Raw genomic sequence first — 19,663 nt, forward strand, 5'->3', positions numbered from 1 at the left:
CAAACGTTGCCGCCCCCTACCACCCCACCAAACCCCGCCCGGGGCGGGGGGGCCCCCCCCCGCGCCGGTCGCCGCGTATCCACGCGGCGAAACCTCACAAAGTCCCAGTCAGCCACATCCAGAACAGCGCCAGCACCTGCACCAGCGTCAGAACCGCCACGAGGATCGCCACCCAGCGCCAGCCTCCCGCCTGCCGGGCGCCCGGAGCCACGCGGACCACCGCCTGCGTCACCACCAGCGTCCAAACCGCCTGCAAGACAAAGAACACCAACATCGTCCACCAGCCAAAGCCCGGCAAAAAAGCGGGAACGAACACCACCAGAACCAGCCAGAGCGGCATCAGGATCAGCTGCATCCCCAGGAAACCGCCCCAGAAGGTCTCTCCCAGCGGCAATGCTCCCCGCGCCAGTGACGCGATCCACGCCGGACGGAACATGGCCGCCCGCTCGCGCTCGATGTCTTCCAGTGTCGGCTCGTTCCGATCTGTCATGGCAGCCCCCTATCTGTCGTCCGCGCCGTCATGGCACGGACCAGCGCTGCTCACAACCACGGCCCCTCGTCCGGCATGAAGATCAGGTCCGACACCGGCCCCTTGGCCCCCGCCGCCGTCAACATTCCGTGGATCTGTCCCCGGTGATGCGTCTGGTGGTTGAAGAAATGCAGCACACATTGCGCCCGCGGCTTCGAGACCTCCGCGCCAATCGACCCCGAATACCACGACAGCGGCCCGGTCAGGTCCACCGCCCGCAGCTTCTCGGCCCACAGGAGGATCTCACCATCCAGCCGGAACCGCTCAACCGCCCAGGCCTCGGCACTGTCCGTCAAACGCGTGCTCTCGTCGAACCCGCCCGGAGGCCGCCCCTTGCCGGTAAACCGCGCCATCCAGATCGAATCCCCCCACAACAGATGGTTCGCCGTCGCGAGGATCGAGCCAAAGAACGCGCCTCGGTCCTGCGTCAGCGCCTCCCGGTACAGCGTTGCAAAACTCGCCTGCAACTGCTTGTTTTGCCAGGCATTGTAGCGCGCCATCATCAGCACGACATCGGGCGTCAACTTCACTTCGCCGCTCCCTTCCAGTCGATTGCACAAATCTCGCCGGATTTGCCCGACAGGTCCCAGACGCGGCCATAGTCGCGCACCTTGGACTTGTTCGCCTTGGCCACGATCACATCCGGCCCCATCCAGTATTGCGTGTTCGACACCACCACCGGGTGATCGCGCGAAGCGCCGGGGATCATCTCGATCTCGCCTTGGATCTTGCGCCCGATATACAGACCCCGCTTGGTGCCATCGCGCACGATCTCCACCTTCTCGCGCTCATGGCCGATGATGGTGCTGACCAGCAGCGTGAACAGCCCCGTGGTGCCGCCCGCCTCACCCGACAGGATCTTCAACAGCCCGTCATAGGCCCCCGCCGAGGCGCGCTCGTCGATATAGGCCGCCACGCGCCAGTCGCCCTCGGCCATCTTGCCGGGGATCTCGACCATCAGGCCGACATTGATCCCCGTCAGGTCGTGGTTCTCGTAGTGCCCTTCATCGATGGCAATGGCCATCCAGGCCTTGCAGGTGCCCTCGGTCGGGTCATGCTTGCCCAGCGACACGACGCAAGGACAGAACACCGTGCACGAGCAATTCAGAAAAAGCTCCCCCTTGATCGCCCAATCCGTGGGGCGCATCCGCCGACGCTTCGGATTCGGCATCCGCTGGTCGATCCTCTGACTGACAGGCAGCCGGTCCGCATCCGGTTTGCGATCAAGTGCCATTCTTCCTCCCTAGATGACGTTCCAGGCCCAAACGGCCACACCACTCACGCAGAATAATATCCCAAGCGGCACGCGCACAGCCTGCCCGATCCCCGGCAGCTTCTCCAGCACCATCAGAACAGTGGCGACACCCATCCACGCGAGGTTCATCACCCCGCCGACGAATCCCAGCGCCATGATGGCCCAGCAGCATCCAAGGCAGTCGCGGCCCATCTCCAGCCCCATGTTGAGGCCGCCGCCCAGCCCCTCACGGAAGCGCCCGATGAAATAGCTCATCGGCGAGAGGCACGCGCTCTGGCAGCGCATCTTGGCGGCGCTGAACTGCCAGGCGCCTGCCAGCAGCAACAGCCCGCCCTGAAGGCCGGTCGCCGCCACGCCGCGCGCATCCACCAGCCCGGCCCGTGACAACGCCACCTGCGCCGCCGCCGCCAGAATGGAAAACGCCAGCCAGACGCCAAGGAATCCCAGCACGATGCCGACCTGCCCGGCCACCGGTCGCGCGACGCGCCCGGCAAAGCGCTGATACGTCGCCAGCATCGGCACCAGCGTCGGCCCCATCATGGCCACGCTCATCGCCCCCCACATGCCCCAGACGGCAGCAACACCAGCCACGCTGGCCTCGGTCCCCGTGCAGAGCGCGGCCAGCGCCTCCCCCCACATCCCGGCGCGCCCCAGCAGGTCCACGCCCGCACCCAAGGTCATCAGGTACAGCGCAGCCCAGGCCGCCAGCACGCAGCCAAAGAACCCAAGCCAGAAAAAATCGCGCCGCGTCAGGCCCATGGCACCCCTTTCACATCCCGGAAAGGTTTGCACCCAAGCGCGGTTCGCGCAATGCCAAATGGTCCGACGCACGCGACGTCGACAGGGGGCGCTGCCCCCGTCTCCCGTACCGAGAGACTCCCCCGAGGGTATTTGGATCAAGATGAAGGCAAAAGCTGCGCGCCTCACTTGCCCAAGGGACGAAACGGGGCCCGGATCACACAGACCCGAGCCCCGCTCTAATGTTCCGATGCGCAGCTTACTTGCGCGTCAGCTGCTCCACGTCGCGCACCGCGCCCTTGGCGGCCGAGGTCGCCATGGCGGCATAGGCCTTCAGCGCAGTGGACACCTTGCGCGAGCGCTGTTCCTCGGGCTGCCAGCCCTTCTCGTCGCGGGCGGCACGGCGGGCCGCCAGCGTGGCGTCGTCCACCGCCAGATGGATGGTGCGGTTCGGGATGTCGATCTCGATCTTGTCACCCTTTTCGACCAGCCCGATGGTGCCGCCCTCCGCCGCCTCGGGCGAGACGTGCCCGATGGACAGGCCCGAGGTGCCGCCCGAGAAACGACCGTCCGTCAGCAGGGCGCAGGCTTTGCCCAGCCCCTTCGATTTCAGGTAGGAGGTCGGATACAGCATCTCCTGCATGCCCGGCCCACCCTTCGGCCCCTCGTAGCGGATCACCACCACGTCACCTTCCTTCACCTTGCCGGTGAGGATGTCGCTGACCGCCTTGTCCTGCGACTCACAGACATGCGCCGTGCCGGTGAACTGAAGGATCGACGCATCCACGCCCGCCGTCTTCACGATGCAGCCGTCCTGCGCGATATTGCCGAACAGCACCGCAAGGCCGCCATCCTGCGAGAACGCGTGTTCCTTCGAGCGGATCACGCCGCCCTTGCGGTCCTTGTCCAGCTCCTTGTAGCGGTTCTCCGTGGAAAACGCCTGCGTGGTGCGCACGCCTCCGGGGGCCGCGCTGAACAGCTTTTCCGCCTCGGGGTTGTTGGCCACGGCGATGTCCCAGTTGGCAATCGCCGCCCCCATGGACGCGGAATGCACGGTCTTGCAGTCATTGTGCAGCAGACCCGCGCGCGACAGCTCCCCAAGGATCGAGAAGATCCCGCCCGCGCGATGCACATCCTCCATGTGGACGTTCTCGATGTTCGGCGCGACCTTGCAGAGGCACGGCACCTTGCGCGACAGACGGTCGATGTCGTCCATGGTGAAATCCACGCCACCCTCGTTGGCAATCGCCAGCAGGTGCAGCACGGTATTGGTCGAACCGCCCATGGCGATATCCAGCGACATGGCGTTTTCGAAGGCCTCGAAGGTCGCGATCTCGCGCGGCAGCAGGCCCGCCTCTTCACCATCGTAATGGCGCTTGGTGATCTCGACGATCTTGCGCCCCGCTTCGAGGAACAGCCCCTTACGGTCCGCATGCGTCGCCAGCGTAGATCCGTTGCCCGGCAGCGCCAGACCCAGCGCTTCCGCCAGGCAGTTCATCGAGTTCGCGGTGAACATGCCCGAGCACGACCCGCAGGTCGGGCAGGCGTTTTCCTCGATATGCTGCACTTCCTCGTCGGTGTAGGTTTCGGACGCGGCGGCAACCATGGCATCGACCAGGTCGACTTTCTTCACATCCAGCGAGGCGAGGTCGATCTTGCCCGCTTCCATCGGACCACCGGACACGAAGATCACCGGGATGTTCAGGCGCATGGCGGCCATCAGCATCCCCGGAGTGATCTTGTCACAGTTCGAGATGCAGACCATCGCATCGGCGCAATGCGCGTTCACCATGTACTCGACCGAATCCGCGATCACCTCGCGCGAAGGCAGCGAATACAGCATGCCGTCATGGCCCATGGCGATGCCGTCATCCACCGCGATGGTGTTGAATTCCTTGGCCACGCCACCCGCCGCTTCGACCTCGCGCGCGACCATCTGGCCGAGATCCTTCAGATGCACGTGGCCCGGCACGAACTGGGTGAACGAATTGACGATGGCGACGATCGGCTTGCCGAAATCGCCGTCCGTCATCCCCGTCGCCCGCCAAAGGCCACGGGCCCCGGCCATGTTGCGTCCGTGAGTCGAGGTGTAGGAACGATAGCGCGGCATATGGGCCTCCCGAAAGTTGTCGCGCCGTCTTAAACCTCAATGTCCAGCGAGTGAAGTCCAAACCGGTATACCAAGCGGCAAGGCACCCGCCCCTTCCCCTTCATCTTGACCCAAATACCCTCGGGGTCCGGGGCAGAGCCCCGCCGCCCCGCAGGGGCGCCCGGGTGCGGCCCCTCATCTCTGACAGGAAACTTCAGGCATCCTCGCACCAGCCATTGCCGCCATGCGACAAGCCTATACGCTTGGCTCAAGCCAACAAGGACAGCTTGCCATGACCCAATCCCTCATCGACGCCATCGCCGACCAGGAACGCCGCCTCGTGCTGGACCGTTTCGACGAGGACACGGCCTTTGCCCTTGGCTGCGCCTTGCGCGACCGGGCAAAGGCCATTGCCGCGCCCGTCAGCATCGAAATACGCTCAGCCGCGCGCCGCTACTTCTTTGCCACCCTGCCCGGCGCCACACCGGAAAACGAGGACTGGGGGCGGCGCAAGATCAACACGACCCTGCGCACGTTCAAATCTTCCATGCGGGCCGGTCTGGAATACGGGCTCAAAGGCCGTGCACAATGGCCTGACGTCGGACTGCGCTACGAGGACTTTGTCCTCCACGGCGGGGGATTTCCCGTCAGCGTCAAGGGAGTAGGCGTCATTGCCGCCATCGGCGTGTCCGGCCTGCCCTCGCGGGACGACCACGAACTGTCCACAGCAACGCTCGCGGCACATCTGGGACTGTACGACATCGCCCTGCCAGCGCACCTGTAAGGCAGCGTAGCGCCTCTGACAGGCACCTGAAACATTGAACGGGGAGAGATTGGCGCACCCGACAGGATTCGAACCTGTGACCTCTGCCTTCGGAGGGCAGCGCTCTATCCAGCTGAGCTACGGATGCCTGAGAGGCCGTATAGCCGCTGCCCCGGACCGCTGCAACGGCAAATCCGGGATGGCAGCAACAGAAATCGCGCGACCAAAGGGCCGCGCGTTCAGGTCAGCCAAACAACTCGTGCGCCAGTTCCAGCGCCTCGACCAGCGTGTCGATTTCCGAGGTGGTGTTGTACAGGCCAAAGGACGCCCGGCAGGTCGCCGTCACCCCGAGGTGATCCATCAGCGGCCCGGCGCAGTGGTGCCCTGCCCTGACCGCCACACCCTTCTTGTCGAGGATGGTCGAGATGTCATGCGCATGGGCCGCGCCCTGCATGGTGAAGGAGAAGATCGCCGCCTTGTCCGCCGTTGTGCCCTGCACGTTCAGCCAGTTCAGCCCGCCCAGCCTGTCCACCGCGTAGTCGCGCAACGATGCCTCGTGGGCCGCGATGTTCTCCATCCCGAGGTCCATCATGTATTCCAGCGCCACGCCCAGACCGATCTGCTGGACGATACCGGGCGTGCCCGCCTCGAACTTCATCGGCGGATCGTTGTAGGTGACCTCTTCCTTAGACACCTCGCGGATCATGTCGCCGCCGCCCATGAAGGGCCGCATCTCGTCCATGCGCGCGCGCCTGATCCAGATCGCACCCGAGGCGGACGGGCCGTACAGCTTGTGCCCGGTGATGGCATAGAAATCACAGCCAATGTCCTCGACGTTCACCGGCATGTGGACCGAGCCCTGAGAGCCATCCACCAGCACCGGCACGCCCTTCTCACGCGCGCCGTGGCAGATCGCCTTCACGTCCACAATCGTTCCCAGCACATTGGAACATTGCGTCACGGCGATCAGCTTGGTCCGGGGCGTGATGGCGTCCAGCACCTTCTGCGGGTCCAGCGCGCCGGTGGCATCGCAATCCACCCATTTGATGACCACGCCCTGCCGTTCGCGCAGGAAGTGCCAGGGCACGATGTTGGCGTGATGCTCCATCACCGACAGGATGATCTCGTCCCCCGCTTCCATGCGCGGCATGGCCCAGCCATAGGCCACGAGGTTGATCCCCATGGTGGTGCCGGTGGTGTAGACGATCTCGTCGGGGTCCTTCGCGCCAAGGAACTTCGCGATCACGCCGCGCACGCCCTCGTACTTGTCGGTCGCAAGATTGGACAGGTAGTGCAACCCGCGGTGAACGTTGGCATATTCCTCGGCATAACCCTTGGTCACCGCGTCGATGACCACCTGCGGTTTCTGTGCCGACGCGCCGTTGTCCAGATACACCAGCGGCTTGCCGTTCACCTCGCGCGAGAGGATCGGAAAGTCCTTGCGGACTTCGAAAACGTCATACATTGCCCATCATCCCTTCCGGCGTGAACCCGGCCAGAACCAGGATCATCGACAGTACGAAGCCAAGCGCCAGCAGGCTCAGCAGAAAGACGAAGAACGCCTTGAACAGGCTGCCCAGCCCGTGGGCTTCGTCTATGAAATTCAACATGATCCAGAAGCCGATGGCCGACCCTGCCAGCACGACGATGCCCGCGAACTCCGGCGACAGAGGCAGCAACACGGAGGTCACCGCCTGCACGATCAGGTTCAGTGCCTGCATCCAGATCATCAAAAGAGCGACGTCCGCCATGCGGCCCGCGCCGCCCAGCAGCCGCCCCAGCCAGGTCAGCGCCAGGATGGTGCCGCCCAGCGTGATCGCCTCCACCACCAGGTAACCCGCAGCCGTGGACAGGAACACCGGCACACCCGCAGGGGCCGGATCCATCACCAGCGACAGGCCGTAAACCGTTGCATTCGCCACCACCACCAGCGCAAAGGCGGTCCACAGCGCTTCGCGGCTCATACGGGTCGACATCAGCAGCCGTGCCACGTCACGCGGCGCGCCGATGCTCTGGATTGCCAGATTCACGAAGCCCTGAAGCGTCATGCGCTCTCTCCTGCCAAGCGATGCGCTTCCCGCACCCCGGTGGCCACGAACCACAAAAGCACGGCGAACCACAAGACCCCGACGATGGTCAGCGCCGGTCCCGGCCCGACGAACCCCGCCGTCAGCCCGTTCAGCAAAGCCAGCGGCGCCGCCGCCAGCAGCGACCAGAACAGCACCAGCCGCATGTCGTAACCGCCCAGCTTGCGACCAAAGGCCCGCAGGATGATCTGCACCACGAAGGCGATGACGTAAAAGATCAGCGGCAGAAAGATCAGCGTCGCCAGAAGCGTGCCACCCATCACCGGCTGCAAGGCCTCGGAATACGCGCCGGGTTCGCGCGCCCAGCGTTCGGGATCGGACAGCGACACTTCGCGCGACAGCGCAGGCAGCCGCGCCACGAACATCAGGGCACAGGCTCCCATCAGGTAGGCCAGCGCACGCGGTTCACTGACCTCGCGCGACAACAGCCGGCGAAGAACCTCCGCCGGCCGTCGGTACATGGCCGCAATATCGGTCGATACGGACAAGTCTCAGCCCCGCCTGCGCGCCAGCCAGGCCTCGACCCGCTCCACCAGTTCCTCGCGCAGGGACTCGTCCTCGATCTCCTGCACCGCTTCGGCGATGAAGGCGATGGTCATCATGTCCTCGGCGATGCCCTTCGGCACGCCACGCGCCCGCAGGTAGAACAGCGAATCGTCGTCGATCGCCCCCGAGGTCGAGCCATGCGAACAGGCCACGTCGTCGGCATAGATTTCCAGCTCGGGCTTGGCGAGGAACTGGCTGTCGTCGTCCAGCAGCAGGCTTTGCGAGATCTGGTAGCCGTCCGTCTTCTGCGCGCCCGCCTTCACAAGGATCTTGCCCTGGAAAACGCCCACGGCCCCGTTGCGCAGCACCTTCTTGAACACCTGGCGGCTTTCGCAGCCCACGGCGTCATGGGTGATGAACACGGTGTCGTCGTGGTGGAACGCGCCGTCGCCCATGCAGGCCCCGGCGATATGCGCCACCGCGTCGTCGCCGTTGAACTCAATCACCGCCTCGTTGCGGGTCAGCGCGCCGTTGACGGTCAGGGTAAAGCTCTTGAACACGGATTCCGCGCCCAGACGGGCATAGACACCCGTGACCGCGCGACGGTCATGGTCGCGGCCCTGCGCCCGCACGTGATGCAGGGCACCACCGTCGGCGATGTCGCATTCCATGACCTTGTTGAACCGCGCCGCAGCCGCGCCGTTTTCCAGAATTGTCAGCTGACAATTCGTATCCACCTTCACCACATGGTGTAGAATGGCATCCGAGTTGCCCGACTTGTGGACGTAGTTGATGTGGATCGGCTTTGCCGCCTTGCCCGTGACATGGATCAGCAGACCGTCCGTCGCAAAGGCAGTGTTCAGCGCCGCCAGGGGACGCTGCACCGGAGTCTGGCCGTTGGTCTCAAGCACCCCGTAGATGTCCTTGGCCCAATGGATGTCGGACGCCTCTGCCAGACGCTCGATGGTGACGCCCTCCATTGACAGGTCGTCCGACGCCTCGGCATCGAACACACCGTCGACAAACACGACCTCCAGCCGGTCGCGCGCGCCGAAAAGCGGCGCTTCCTGCGCGTCCATCGCCTGCGCCTCGGGCGCGTCGACCGCGACAAGCGTATCCGGGCGGGTGTACTTCCAGTATTCATCGCGCGCGCCCGGCAGGCCCATGGCCTGCACGCGGGACAGCGCATCGCGGCGCGCAGCCTCGGCCCAGCCGCCGGTGGGCAGCGTGAGCGCGTTCAGCCGCGCGTCGGTTGCATCCTGCTTTGCCTTCGGAAGGGACATTTACGCCTCCTCTGCCAGCAGGTCGGCGTAACCGTTCTGCTCCACTTCCAGCGCCAGCTCGGGGCCGCCGGACTTGATGATGCGGCCATTGGCCATGATGTGCACCACGTCCGGTTTGATGTGGTCCAGCAGGCGCTGATAGTGCGTGATGACCAGGAAAGACCGCCCGGCATCGCGCAGCGCGTTCACGCCATCCGACACCAGCTTCATCGCATCCACGTCCAGACCCGAGTCCGTCTCGTCGAGGATGCACATCTTCGGCTCCAGCATCGCCATCTGGAGGATTTCGTTGCGCTTCTTCTCGCCACCCGAGAAACCCACGTTCACCGGACGCTTCAGCATGTCTGCGTCGATCTTCAGGCTCTTGGCCTTCTCGCGGATCACCTTGAGGAACTCGGCCGCCGACATTTCGTCCTCGCCGCGCGCCTTGCGCTGCGCGTTCACCGCCGTCCGCAGGAAAGTCATGTTGCCGACGCCGGGGATCTCCACCGGGTACTGGAACGCCAGGAAAAGACCCGCTGCCGCGCGCTCCTCCGGCTCCATGTCCAGCAGCTCCTCGCCTTCGAGCGTTGCCGAGCCGTCCGTCACCTCGTAACCGTCGCGGCCCGACAGGACGTAGGACAGGGTCGACTTGCCCGAACCGTTCGGGCCCATGATCGCCGCGACCTGGCCCGGCTCGACCGTCAGGTTCACACCCTTGAGGATCTGCTTGTCCTCTTCTTCCAGCTTCACGTGCAGGTTCTTGATTTCCAGCATCTGCGTTTTCCTTCTCGTATATCTGTCAGCCGGTTACGGATTCTGCATGAGTCGGATGACCCACATCAGCCGCTCCGGCGGGATGGGTTGGGGGCTGACATGCCAAAAGGCCATGCGCCCGGTGATTTCGGGAGGGCCGAGGATCTGCTCGACCTTGTGGTAATGTTTCCGCTGCACGTAATCGTCGAAGTAGAGCTCCAGCGGTGCCTTCGACATGAAAGCGCAAGCCAGGGCGCAGCCCTGCCGGAAACGGCCATCCACCAGCACCACGTCGGGCTGACGGAAATGCGACATGCCCCAGACCTCCAGCGGGTAGCGGGCAAAACGGCGCCACTCGGTGCCATCAACCGGGTGCCCCCACTCTTTGGTCGGGCCGATGTCGGACCAGATCACATCCACATCCGACCCGGCGACGGGCGGATTGTCCGCGAACCAGCCGCGCATCATCTGTGCCCAGTCGCGGTCGGATTCGACGCTGAAGACGGTCTTGCCCGGCATCTCGGCGGCCATGACGGTAGACCCGCCCGAACCGTATTCGAGGATGACCCCTGCCCGCTCGTATGCCGCGCGCAACAGCGTGGCCTCGGCCTCGGGCATGGTCAGTTCGGGACGTATGATCGTGGAGGCGCTCATGCCGCGCCCCCCATCGGGATCAGGTCAGCAGACCGGCCCCAAGCAGAACCCCGGCGGTGACCAGCACCCCAGCCCCTGCAAAACAGCTGATGCACAGCTTGCGCCGCGGCGAAGTTGCCACGGGTTCCTCGACGGTCATGGCCTCGCGCAGCGAACGTTCCTGCTCGCGCATCGACTGCCAGTTTTCCAGAGCCTTCTGGCCGGACTTGGTAACAGCATTGGACATTGTCACACCCGCTCTGAAACGCGCCCCCACGCAAGGAGGTTTTGCGCCCGGAAAGCGGCGACAATGTGGCATTGCCCAAGTATTTTCCGAAAACTGACAAGTTTGTGACCTATCGCCCTATCCGTTCGATCAGCGTGCGTGACGCCTTTACCCCAGTACCACCGCCGTGCCCGAGGCAGACACCATCAGCATGTTGTTGATGACCTCGTAATCCAGATCGACACCCACCACGGCATTGGCCCCCATCGCCCGCGCCCGGGCTTCCAGTTCGCCCAACGCCGTCTCGCGCGCCTCGGCCAGGGATTTCTCATAGGCACCGGACCGGCCCCCGATGATGTCCGTGATCCCGGCAAAGACATCGCGAAAGATGTTCGCCCCAAGGATCGCCTCGCCGGTGACGATGCCGAGGTACTCGGCGATCAGGTGGCCTTCGACGTTCGGAGTGGTGGTCACGATCATGCTGTCTCTCCCACGGGCTGCACGAGGTAATTCTTGTTCACGTTGTAGCGGCGCACCTCGTAGCGCGGCACGTAGCCCCGCGCGGCGCACCAGTCGTCAAAGGCTGCGGTGTTCTCGTCGTCCACCTCGATGAAGATCAGCGGACGGCAGCGGGCAATGGTCAATTCCAGACCGGCCAGCACGTCCATCTCCATCCCCTCGACGTCGATCTTGATCAAATCGAACTGCTCGTCGGCGAACAGAGCATCGCCCGGATGCACCTCCAGATCGCCGCCCATGTCGCGCTGCATCCTAGTGCCGCCAAGGTTCTGCAACCGCCGCCGCATGTACAGCCCGCCTTCGGACTTGGCGCCCAACCCTATCCCCAGCGCCTCGGTGCGGATCACCCCGCCCAGGTCGTTGAGCAGGATGTTCGCCACCAAGGGTGCCAGCGCCAGCGGGTTGGGTTCGATCACCACGACGGACTCCGCCCCGCACTGGGTCGCGAAATACATCGCGTGATTGCCGACATTGGCCCCCACGTCCAGCACGCGCGGCGCTTTCGGCAGGAACTTCGCCACCTCGCGCAGGTCATCGTCCTCGTAGAACCGCCCCTTGCGCTGCATCCGCTGCACCGGGTCCTTGGCAAAGTTGGTGCAGAACGTCAGGTTCCGCCCACCGATCCGCACCCGCGTCATGTGCATCGGCGGAAAGGTCACCGGAGCACCGCTGTCCAGCGCCTGCAACGCGCCGCGCAGGTCGAAATAATCGTCCGGCGCGACCTCTGCCGCAGGCAAAGTGATGGCCCCGCTCATCCCCTCACCCCCGGAACACGAAAGCCGCGCCTACGGCGATGAAGGCGAACCCGATCACGGTGTTCAGCGACAAGCTTTCCTTCAGGTAGACCACCGAGAAGCCGACAAAGACGGTCAGCGTGATGACCTCCTGTATCGTCTTCAGCTGCGCCGCCGAATAGACCTCGTGCCCGATCCTGTTGGCCGGCACGGCAAGGCAATACTCGAAGAACGCAATGCCCCAGCTGACCACGATCACCGTGATCAGCGCCGCGCCCTTGAACTTCAGGTGCCCGTACCACGCGAATGTCATGAAGACATTCGACAGGGACAGCAGCACGATGGGCGCAATCGCGGGATATGACAGGGACATGGTGCACCGGCGCGCGGCGGGCGTAGGTCGGGGTTGACCCCGACTTACCCCACGGACCCTTCAAGGCTGATCGCCACCAGCTGCTGCGCTTCCATGGCGAACTCCATCGGCAGCGCTTGCAACACCTCTCGGCAGAAGCCGTTGACCACAAGGGCCACCGCCTCCTCCTCGTCCATGCCGCGCTGGCGGCAGTAGAACAGCTGATCGTCATCCACCTTGGACGTGGTCGCCTCATGCTCGCAACGCGACGAGTTGTTCTTCACCTCGATGTAAGGGACCGTGTGCGCGCCGCACTTGTCGCCGATCAACAGCGAGTCGCACTGCGTGTAGTTGCGCGAGTTCTTCGCCTTCGGGTGCATCGACACCAGCCCGCGATAGGTGTTCTGCGCCACCCCTGCCGAAATCCCCTTGGACACGATCCGCGACTTGGTATCGCGGCCAAGGTGGATCATCTTGGTCCCGGTGTCGGCCTGCTGGTGGTTGTTGGCGATGGCGATCGAATAGAACTCGCCCTGCGATTCATTCCCGCGCAGGATGCAGGACGGGTATTTCCACGTCACGGCCGAGCCGGTTTCCACCTGCGTCCACATCACCTTGGCCCGGTCGCCCCGGCAATCCGCGCGCTTGGTGACGAAGTTGTAGATGCCGCCCTTGCCGTTTTCGTCCCCGGGGAACCAGTTCTGCACGGTGGAATACTTCACCTCGGCATCTTCCTCGATGATGATCTCGACCACCGCCGCGTGCAGCTGCGCTGTGTCGCGCTGCGGTGCGGTGCAGCCTTCGAGGTAGGAGACATAAGACCCCTTGTCCGCGATGATGAGCGTCCGCTCAAACTGGCCGGTGTTCTCGGCGTTGATGCGGAAATAGGTCGACAGCTCCATCGGGCAGCGCACCCCCGGCGGCACGTAGACGAACGAGCCATCCGAGAACACGGCGCTGTTCAGCGTCGCGTAGAAGTTGTCCGACGCGGGCACCACCGTGCCGAGGTATTTCTTCACCAGCTCCGGATGCTCGCGGATCGCCTCGGAGATCGAGCAGAAGATCACGCCCGCTTTCTTCAGCTCCGCCTGGAAGGTCGTGCCCACGGACACCGAATCGAACACCGCGTCCACGGCCACCTTGCGGCCCTCGGCGGGCATGTTCTCGGCCCCTTCGACACCGGCAAGGATCATCTGCTCCTTCAGCGGGATGCCCAGCTTTTCATAGGTCGCCAGCAGCTTAGGATCGACCTCGTCCAGCGACTTGGGCTTCTCCGCCATGCTCTTGGGGCGGGCGTAGTAATACTGCTCCTGAAAGTCGATCTCCGGGTAAGAGACCATCGCCCACTTGGGCTCTTCCATCCTGGTCCAGCGCTCGAAGGCCGCCAGACGCCATTCCGTCATCCACTCCGGCTCGTCATTTTTGGACGAGATCAGCTTCACGATATCGGGGTTCACGCCCTTGGGGGCGTATTCCATCTCGATCTCGGTGTCCCAGCCGTACTTGTAGGTCGACACCTGCTTGACGGCATCCACCGTCTCCTGATCGACGCCTTCCTTGACGTTCACGTCTTCGGTCATGGACATGCTTCTTCCTCTCTCAGCCGGCCCGCGCGCGGAACCGCTCGTATGTCTTCAGCCACGCTTCGACAAAGCGCGACACGTCTTCTTCGGTGGTGTCCAGCCCCAGGCTCACCCGAATGGCAGAGCTTGCGACCTCGTCACCGTATCCCATGGCCCGCAGCACCCGGCTGGCACGGACCTTTCCTGACGAACAGGCAGAGCCCGCGCTGACCGCGAATCCCGCCAAGTCCATCTGCATCACCTGCGTCTCGCCCTTCCACCCCGGGGTGGCAAAACAGGACGTGTTCGGCAGACGCGCCAAGGCATTCAGCGCATCTTTCCCGACAAAAATAGTTTCTTTCGCAGCCGCTGCAATCGAAAACTCTAGAATGTTTCTAATCTTTTCCACCTCGGCCCAGCGACCTTCGTCCAGTTCGCGCGCCGCCGCCTCTGCTGCCGCGCCGAATCCCGCGATGCCGATGACGTTCTCGGTGCCTGCGCGACGGCCCATCTCCTGCCCACCGCCCTTCAGCTGCGCCGCAAGGTCGGTGCCGCGCTTCATCACCAGCGCGCCGATCCCCTTCGGCCCGCCCAGCTTGTGCGCCGACACCAGCGCCATCTGGCAGCCCATCCAGTTGAAGGCAACCGGCAGCTTGCCAAAGGCCTGCGTGGCATCCACCACCGCCAGCCCCTGAGGCAGATCCTGCACCACCCCGGTCTCGGAATTCGCCAGTTGCAGCACACTGCGCTCCGGCTCTGCAACAGAAACCCGGCCAGCCGCATCCACGGGCAACACCGGATCAATCCAGGACGCGACCGCGTCGTGCTCGACCTCGGCCCCCATGAGCCCACGGCCCGCACAGGCCAGCGCTGCCGCCTCGGTGGCCGAGGACACGAACACCACGTCCGCGCCATCCGCACCAAAGGCCGCCGCCACCTGAGCCCGCGCCCGCTCCACCAGAGACTTCGCAGCCCGCCCCTCGCCATGCACCGACGACGGATTGCCAAAGACATCCATCGCCGCAACCATTGCGTCGCGTGCCTCAACCCGCAACGGCGTCGTCGCATTATGATCCAGGTAAACCCGCTTCAAACCCTGTTCCGACCCTGTGCTTCTTCTTGGTCCAAATACCTCCGGGGGAGTCCGAAGGACGGGGGCAGCGCCCCCTCTCAGCCCTCATCCTCGACCACATCGAACAGCGCCGGCACCGCCGGACAGGGCGCCAGCCCCCGCTGCACCACATCCGACAAGCGCGTCTGATGCAGAAAGACGTAGACATGCGCCGACAGCGACTGCCACAGCATGTTCGACAACGACTGCGCCTTGGACCCGCTCAAGCCGCCCGAGGCCCCGGCCCCCTTGTGCATGGCGTCCACCGTCTCGTCCACCGCGCCCAGCACGTCGACAACCCTGATATCCGACGGCGACTTTGCCAGCCGATAGCCGCCGCCCGGCCCGCGCACCGATTCCACCAGCCCGGCGCGGCGCAGTTTCACGAACAACTGTTCGAGATAGGGCAAGGACAGGTCCTGCCGCTTGGACACGTCGCCCAGCGTCACCAGGTCCCCCTCGGGCTGCAACGCGATATCCACCAGCGCCACCATGGCATAGCGCCCCTTCGTGCTCAGTTTCATCCGCGTCCCCTCTCCCCAAAGGTCACATCATCCAGACAAAAACGCTCCGACAAACACGTCACAAGAGCGCAGGCCAATTGACCTTGCCCGCCCGATTGCATAAGTGCATCGAAGCCCGTTCCGGCCCGCAGGCCTGTTTGGAATGTTTCTAAAGTGGCCGAGTGAAGTCGTCAAGAATTCCCGGCCCAGCACGACGCGCCGCCCGGCGCACGAACTCAGGAGCCACAGCGCACCCATGCCCGAGGTGATTTTTCCCGGACCCGAAGGCCGCCTCGAAGGCCGTTACCACCCGCAAAAAGACCGCGACGCGCCGATCGCCATCGTGCTGCATCCACATCCGCAGTTCGGCGGGACGATGAACAACAAGGTCGTCTACAACCTGCATTACGCCTTCTACAACATGGGCTTCACCGTCCTGCGGTTCAATTTCCGCGGCGTGGGTCGTTCGCAGGGCGAATACGATCAGGGCGTGGGCGAGCTGTCGGATGCGGCATCGGCGCTGGATTACCTCCAGTCGATGAACCAGAACTCGAAACATTGCTGGGTCGCGGGCTTCTCCTTCGGCGCATGGATCGGCATGCAGCTTCTGATGCGCCGCCCCGAGATCACCGGCTTCGTCTCGGTCTCTCCGCCGGCCAACATGTACGACTTCTCGTTCCTCGCGCCCTGCCCCTCCTCGGGTCTCATCATCAACGGCACGAACGATCGCGTGGCCCCTCCCGCGGACACGCGGTCGCTGGTGAACAAACTGCACGAGCAGAAGGGGATCACGATCACGCACGAGGAAATCGACGGCTCCGGGCACTTCTTCGAAGAGCCGCACATGGAAACGATGATCGACCACGTGAACGGCTACGTGAAACGCCGCCTGACAGAGAACACCCGCTAAGGGTTCGGGGGGCTCTGGCCCCCCTTCTCGCCTCTGGCCCCAACAGACAGGGAACCCCCATGTCCGTCGTCGAAGACCTTTCCGACAAGCTCGCACAGGACGTCATCAAGGCGATGGATGCCTTGGGCGACGAGAACCTCCCCGATCAGGTTGCCTCCGTGCTCGGCGCATCCTCTCCTTCGTCCGAGGAAATCTTCCGCGCCGCCGTCCGCATCCGCCTTGCCGAACGCCGCGCCCGCGCCTTCCTGACGGACCATGTGAAAAAGGCCCTCGAGGCCAAGAAGAAGGGTGAAGCCATCCCCGAAGCCCGCGCGCCCGGCTCGGACAACGAAAACCTCTGAACGCGAGCTGACCGATGACCGACCCGCACCGCCTCGACCGCCAGATGGCATTTCTCAACGAGGCGGACGCGCTCAAGGGCGTCACCCGCCACAATGTCCTGATGGACCGGTCACGCCCAGAAAACGTGGCCGAGCATAGCTGGCACGTCGCCCTCTGGGCGCTGGTGCTGGCACCTGATGCGCCGCAAGGCTGCGACCTCGCCCGCGCCATTGCCATGCTGCTGATCCACGACATCGTGGAAATCGACGCGGGCGATCATTCCGTCGCCGTGGCCCATGACCCGCACGAGATCGCGCGCAAGGAAAATGCCGCCGCCACCCGGCTCTTCGGCCTGCTGCCCCCCGATCAGGGCGCGCGCCTGCACGCCCTCTGGCAGGAATTCGAGGAGAACGCCACGCCCTCGGCGGTCTACGCCAAGCGCATCGACCACATGCAGCCGATCCTGCAGGTCTTCCTCGCCCCCGAGTGGCACGAGGATCACCCCGACATTGCCGGTCACACCCTGACCGAAGGCCGCGCGCGCCGCATAGCGCAGGACTGGCCCGCGCTCGATGCACACACCCGCGCGCTGATGGCCCGCGAAACGCCGCCCGCTGGCCCGCTGACCGCCCGCCTCGCCTTCCTAGCCGAGGCCGACCGCCTGAAGTCCGTCAACCGAGCCACGCTCGCCCTGCACGGCGCGCGGCGAGAGAACAGCGCCGAGCACAGCTGGCACGTCGCCCTCTACGCCCTGATCCTCGCGGAACACGCCCCCATCCCGGTGGACACCGCCAAGGTTGTCACCATGCTGCTGCTGCATGATCTGGTCGAAATCGACGCGGGCGACGTGCCGGTCTTCGGCGCCGTCGACACCGCTGCCATCGAAGCGGCGGAAAACGCCGCCGCCGACCGGCTCTTCGGCCTGCTGGGCTCCGAAGGCGCGCCGCTGCGCGCCCTCTGGGAGGACTTCGAGGCCAACCAAAGCCCCGAGGCCCGCTTTGCCAAGTCGCTCGACCGCTTCAACCCGCCGAACCAGAACCTGATGGCGGGCGGCGGGTCCTGGGTGGAATACAAGGTCACACGCGAGAAATTCGACGCAGCCGTCCTGTCAAAGGTCGCCGCAGGGGCGCCGATCCTCGCAGACTGGATCGCCCCCAAGGCCCACGCCATGATCGACGCGCTTTCGCAGAGTTGAGCGCCCGAATTTTCACAGAAAATTCGCGCGCCCCTCAGAAATGGATCGCGCGTCCCCAGGCGTCCAGCACCGACTCGTGCATCATCTCCGACAGCGTCGGATGTGGGAAGACCGTCTGCATCAGGTCGGCCTCCGTCGTCTCCAGCTGCCGCCCGATGACGTAGCCCTGGATCAGCTCCGTGACCTCCGCGCCCACCATATGCGCCCCCAGCAGCGCCCCGGTCTTGGCGTCGAACACCGTCTTCACCATGCCCTCCGCCTCTCCCAGCGCAATCGCCTTGCCATTACCGACAAAGGGGAAGCGCCCGACCTTCACCTCGTAGCCCGCCGCCTTGGCCTTCTCCTCGGTCAGCCCCACCGAGGCCACCTGCGGCTGGCAATAGGTACAGCCCGCAATCGACCCCGGATCGACCGCATGGGGATGCCCGCCCGCGATCAGCTCGGCGACCATGACCCCCTCGTGCGAGGCCTTGTGCGCCAGCCAGGGCGCGCCCGCCACGTCGCCGATGGCATAAACGCCTTCGACCCCGGTGCGGCACATTGGGTCGGTGACGACATGGGTCCGCTCGACCCGCACCCCCAGCTCTTCCAGCCCAAGATCCTCGACATTGCCCACGATCCCCACGGCGGAAATCACGGTATCGAATTCCATCTTCTCGACCTTGCCGCCGCGCTCCACATGCGCCGTGACGCCATCCTTGCGGCGGTCCAGCTGCTTCACCGCCGCCTTCTCGAGGATCGTCATGCCCTGCTTCTGGAACTGCTTTTTCGCAAAGGTTGCAATCTCGACATCCTCGACCGGAAGGATGCGATCCACCACCTCGACCACCGTCACATCGGCCCCCAAGGCATTGTAAAAGGACGCGAATTCGATCCCGATGGCACCGGACCCGATGACCAACAGCTTCTTCGGCATCCGCACCGGCTGCAACGCATGCTTGTACGTCCAGACCCGGTCGCCGTCGGCCTCCAACCCCGGCAGTTCCCGCGCCCGCGCGCCGGTCGCCACGACGATGTTGCGGGCCTCCAGCACCTTGCCGTCCACCGACACGCGCCCCGGCCCCTCCAGCCGCGCAGCACCCATCACCACGTCAACCTTGTTCTTCTTCAACAGGTGGCCCACGCCGGAATTCAGCTGCTTCGCCACGCCCCGAGACCGTTTCACCACCGCGTCAAGGTCGAACGACAGCCCCTCGGCGCTCAACCCGAATTCCTTGGCACGGTGCATCAGGTGGTAGACCTCCGCCGAGCGCAACAGCGCCTTCGTCGGAATGCAGCCCCAGTTGAGGCAGATGCCGCCGAGGTGCTCGCGTTCCACCACGGCCACCTTCAGCCCCAGCTGCGCGCCCCGGATCGCGGCCACGTATCCACCGGGCCCCGCCCCGATCACCACCATGTCATAAGCGCCCATGCGGTCCTCCCTGCGCGTCACTGTGACCACAGGCTAGCCCGCAATTTCGGGGACCCCAACCGTTTTTCGTGGGCGCCTTGAATTGCGATTACCCTGCGCAGGCTTGCCGCCGAGGTTCGGCGCTGCGGATGGGCTTCGCCTCGCAAGTGCGAGGCGACCCACCCGGGGGGGTGAACCCCCCCCCCCCCCCGGGGTTTGATACAGATAAAGAGAAAAAACAC

Annotated in this window: 23 protein-coding genes and 1 tRNA gene; 4 read left to right on the forward strand and 20 right to left on the reverse strand. The window is 64.6% G+C overall.

All coding sequences use genetic code 11. From position 1 onward, the window contains the following. Positions 1 to 94 precede the first annotated feature (94 nt). The 5 genes from ACP16H_RS01900 to ilvD all read right to left on the reverse strand — a co-directional run bounded on the left by ACP16H_RS01900 (position 95) and on the right by ilvD (position 4,632). Entirely contained in the window at positions 95 to 490 is a 396-nt protein-coding gene (locus tag ACP16H_RS01900; protein WP_425070539.1) for a hypothetical protein, read from the reverse strand. A gap of 50 nt (positions 491 to 540) precedes the next feature. Continuing rightward, positions 541 to 1,059, reverse strand: coding sequence for a DinB family protein (locus tag ACP16H_RS01905; protein WP_425070540.1), 519 nt, complete (start codon positions 1,057 to 1,059; stop codon positions 541 to 543). Next, a complete protein-coding gene (locus ACP16H_RS01910; RefSeq protein WP_425070541.1) occupies positions 1,056 to 1,763 on the reverse strand; it encodes a DUF1326 domain-containing protein in 708 nt (235 codons plus the stop codon). The genes ACP16H_RS01905 and ACP16H_RS01910 overlap by 4 nt, the downstream gene beginning before the upstream one ends. Positions 1,764 to 1,772: 9 nt before the next feature. Further along, positions 1,773 to 2,543 carry a DUF2182 domain-containing protein gene (locus tag ACP16H_RS01915; protein WP_425070542.1) on the reverse strand — a complete coding sequence of 257 codons (771 nt, stop codon included), beginning with the start codon at positions 2,541 to 2,543 and terminating at the stop codon, positions 1,773 to 1,775. 238 nt (positions 2,544 to 2,781) lie between these two features. Beyond that, a complete protein-coding gene (gene ilvD, locus ACP16H_RS01920; protein WP_425070543.1) occupies positions 2,782 to 4,632 on the reverse strand; it encodes a dihydroxy-acid dehydratase in 1,851 nt (616 codons plus the stop codon). A 271-nt stretch (positions 4,633 to 4,903) separates the two neighbouring features. Here ilvD and ACP16H_RS01925 point away from each other — a divergent pair, with 271 nt between their 5' ends. Continuing rightward, the gene (locus ACP16H_RS01925; protein ID WP_425070544.1) at positions 4,904 to 5,395 is read left to right on the forward strand and encodes a heme-degrading domain-containing protein; all 492 of its coding nucleotides are present in this window, start codon (positions 4,904 to 4,906) and stop codon (positions 5,393 to 5,395) included. A 50-nt stretch (positions 5,396 to 5,445) separates the two neighbouring features. Here the strand turns inward: ACP16H_RS01925 and ACP16H_RS01930 are convergent. The 14 genes from ACP16H_RS01930 to ACP16H_RS01995 form a co-directional block, all read right to left on the reverse strand. Next, positions 5,446 to 5,522: transfer RNA gene (locus ACP16H_RS01930), tRNA-Arg, on the reverse strand. Between the two features lie 96 nt (positions 5,523 to 5,618). Beyond that, positions 5,619 to 6,839, reverse strand: a complete 1,221-nt coding sequence (locus tag ACP16H_RS01935; protein WP_425070545.1) for a cysteine desulfurase — start codon at positions 6,837 to 6,839, stop codon at positions 5,619 to 5,621. Further along, complete coding sequence (locus tag ACP16H_RS01940; protein WP_425070546.1) at positions 6,832 to 7,422, reverse strand: YIP1 family protein; 591 nt, start codon at positions 7,420 to 7,422, stop codon at positions 6,832 to 6,834. The genes ACP16H_RS01935 and ACP16H_RS01940 overlap by 8 nt, the downstream gene beginning before the upstream one ends. Continuing rightward, entirely contained in the window at positions 7,419 to 7,949 is a 531-nt protein-coding gene (locus tag ACP16H_RS01945) for a YIP1 family protein (RefSeq protein WP_425070547.1), read from the reverse strand. The genes ACP16H_RS01940 and ACP16H_RS01945 overlap by 4 nt, the downstream gene beginning before the upstream one ends. Positions 7,950 to 7,952: 3 nt before the next feature. Next, positions 7,953 to 9,230 (reverse strand): SufB/SufD family protein, encoded by a 1,278-nt coding sequence (locus tag ACP16H_RS01950; RefSeq protein ID WP_425070548.1) that lies wholly within the window; start codon positions 9,228 to 9,230, stop codon positions 7,953 to 7,955. Further along, positions 9,231 to 9,986 carry a Fe-S cluster assembly ATPase SufC gene (sufC, locus tag ACP16H_RS01955; protein ID WP_425070549.1) on the reverse strand — a complete coding sequence of 252 codons (756 nt, stop codon included), beginning with the start codon at positions 9,984 to 9,986 and terminating at the stop codon, positions 9,231 to 9,233. A gap of 33 nt (positions 9,987 to 10,019) precedes the next feature. Further along, the gene (locus ACP16H_RS01960; RefSeq protein WP_425070550.1) at positions 10,020 to 10,619 is read right to left on the reverse strand and encodes a hypothetical protein; all 600 of its coding nucleotides are present in this window, start codon (positions 10,617 to 10,619) and stop codon (positions 10,020 to 10,022) included. 19 nt (positions 10,620 to 10,638) lie between these two features. Beyond that, on the reverse strand, positions 10,639 to 10,845 hold the full coding sequence (locus ACP16H_RS01965; RefSeq protein ID WP_425070551.1) for a hypothetical protein: 207 nt from the start codon (positions 10,843 to 10,845) through the stop codon (positions 10,639 to 10,641). A 147-nt stretch (positions 10,846 to 10,992) separates the two neighbouring features. Then, a complete protein-coding gene (locus ACP16H_RS01970; protein WP_425070552.1) occupies positions 10,993 to 11,304 on the reverse strand; it encodes a heavy metal-binding domain-containing protein in 312 nt (103 codons plus the stop codon). Continuing rightward, complete coding sequence (locus ACP16H_RS01975; protein ID WP_425070553.1) at positions 11,301 to 12,098, reverse strand: FkbM family methyltransferase; 798 nt, start codon at positions 12,096 to 12,098, stop codon at positions 11,301 to 11,303. Before ACP16H_RS01975 ends, ACP16H_RS01970 begins: the two co-directional genes overlap by 4 nt. A 4-nt stretch (positions 12,099 to 12,102) precedes the next feature. Beyond that, positions 12,103 to 12,450, reverse strand: a complete 348-nt coding sequence (locus ACP16H_RS01980; protein ID WP_425070554.1) for a DMT family protein — start codon at positions 12,448 to 12,450, stop codon at positions 12,103 to 12,105. Between the two features lie 44 nt (positions 12,451 to 12,494). Then, positions 12,495 to 14,015 (reverse strand): Fe-S cluster assembly protein SufB, encoded by a 1,521-nt coding sequence (sufB, locus tag ACP16H_RS01985; RefSeq protein ID WP_425070555.1) that lies wholly within the window; start codon positions 14,013 to 14,015, stop codon positions 12,495 to 12,497. 13 nt (positions 14,016 to 14,028) lie between these two features. Beyond that, on the reverse strand, positions 14,029 to 15,084 hold the full coding sequence (locus tag ACP16H_RS01990; RefSeq protein ID WP_425070556.1) for a cysteine desulfurase family protein: 1,056 nt from the start codon (positions 15,082 to 15,084) through the stop codon (positions 14,029 to 14,031). A 77-nt stretch (positions 15,085 to 15,161) separates the two neighbouring features. Further along, positions 15,162 to 15,626, reverse strand: a complete 465-nt coding sequence (locus tag ACP16H_RS01995; protein WP_425070557.1) for an Rrf2 family transcriptional regulator — start codon at positions 15,624 to 15,626, stop codon at positions 15,162 to 15,164. 235 nt (positions 15,627 to 15,861) lie between these two features. Here ACP16H_RS01995 and ACP16H_RS02000 point away from each other — a divergent pair, with 235 nt between their 5' ends. Genes ACP16H_RS02000 through ACP16H_RS02010 form a run of 3 tightly spaced genes read left to right on the forward strand, consistent with a single transcriptional unit; the run spans position 15,862 to position 18,031 of the window. Continuing rightward, positions 15,862 to 16,515: an alpha/beta hydrolase gene (locus ACP16H_RS02000; protein WP_425070558.1), complete on the forward strand. Its 654-nt coding sequence runs from the start codon at positions 15,862 to 15,864 to the stop codon at positions 16,513 to 16,515. A gap of 59 nt (positions 16,516 to 16,574) precedes the next feature. Next, positions 16,575 to 16,856 (forward strand): hypothetical protein, encoded by a 282-nt coding sequence (locus tag ACP16H_RS02005; protein ID WP_425070559.1) that lies wholly within the window; start codon positions 16,575 to 16,577, stop codon positions 16,854 to 16,856. Between the two features lie 14 nt (positions 16,857 to 16,870). After that, a complete protein-coding gene (locus tag ACP16H_RS02010; RefSeq protein ID WP_425070560.1) occupies positions 16,871 to 18,031 on the forward strand; it encodes an HD domain-containing protein in 1,161 nt (386 codons plus the stop codon). Between the two features lie 34 nt (positions 18,032 to 18,065). Here ACP16H_RS02010 and lpdA read toward each other — a convergent pair whose 3' ends face one another. After that, positions 18,066 to 19,442, reverse strand: coding sequence for a dihydrolipoyl dehydrogenase (gene lpdA / locus ACP16H_RS02015; RefSeq protein WP_425070561.1), 1,377 nt, complete (start codon positions 19,440 to 19,442; stop codon positions 18,066 to 18,068). Positions 19,443 to 19,663: the final 221 nt, after the last annotated feature.

Origin of the sequence: Sagittula sp. S175 (assembly GCF_049800975.1) — a bacterium.
Classification (GTDB): Bacteria; Pseudomonadota; Alphaproteobacteria; order Rhodobacterales; family Rhodobacteraceae; genus Sagittula.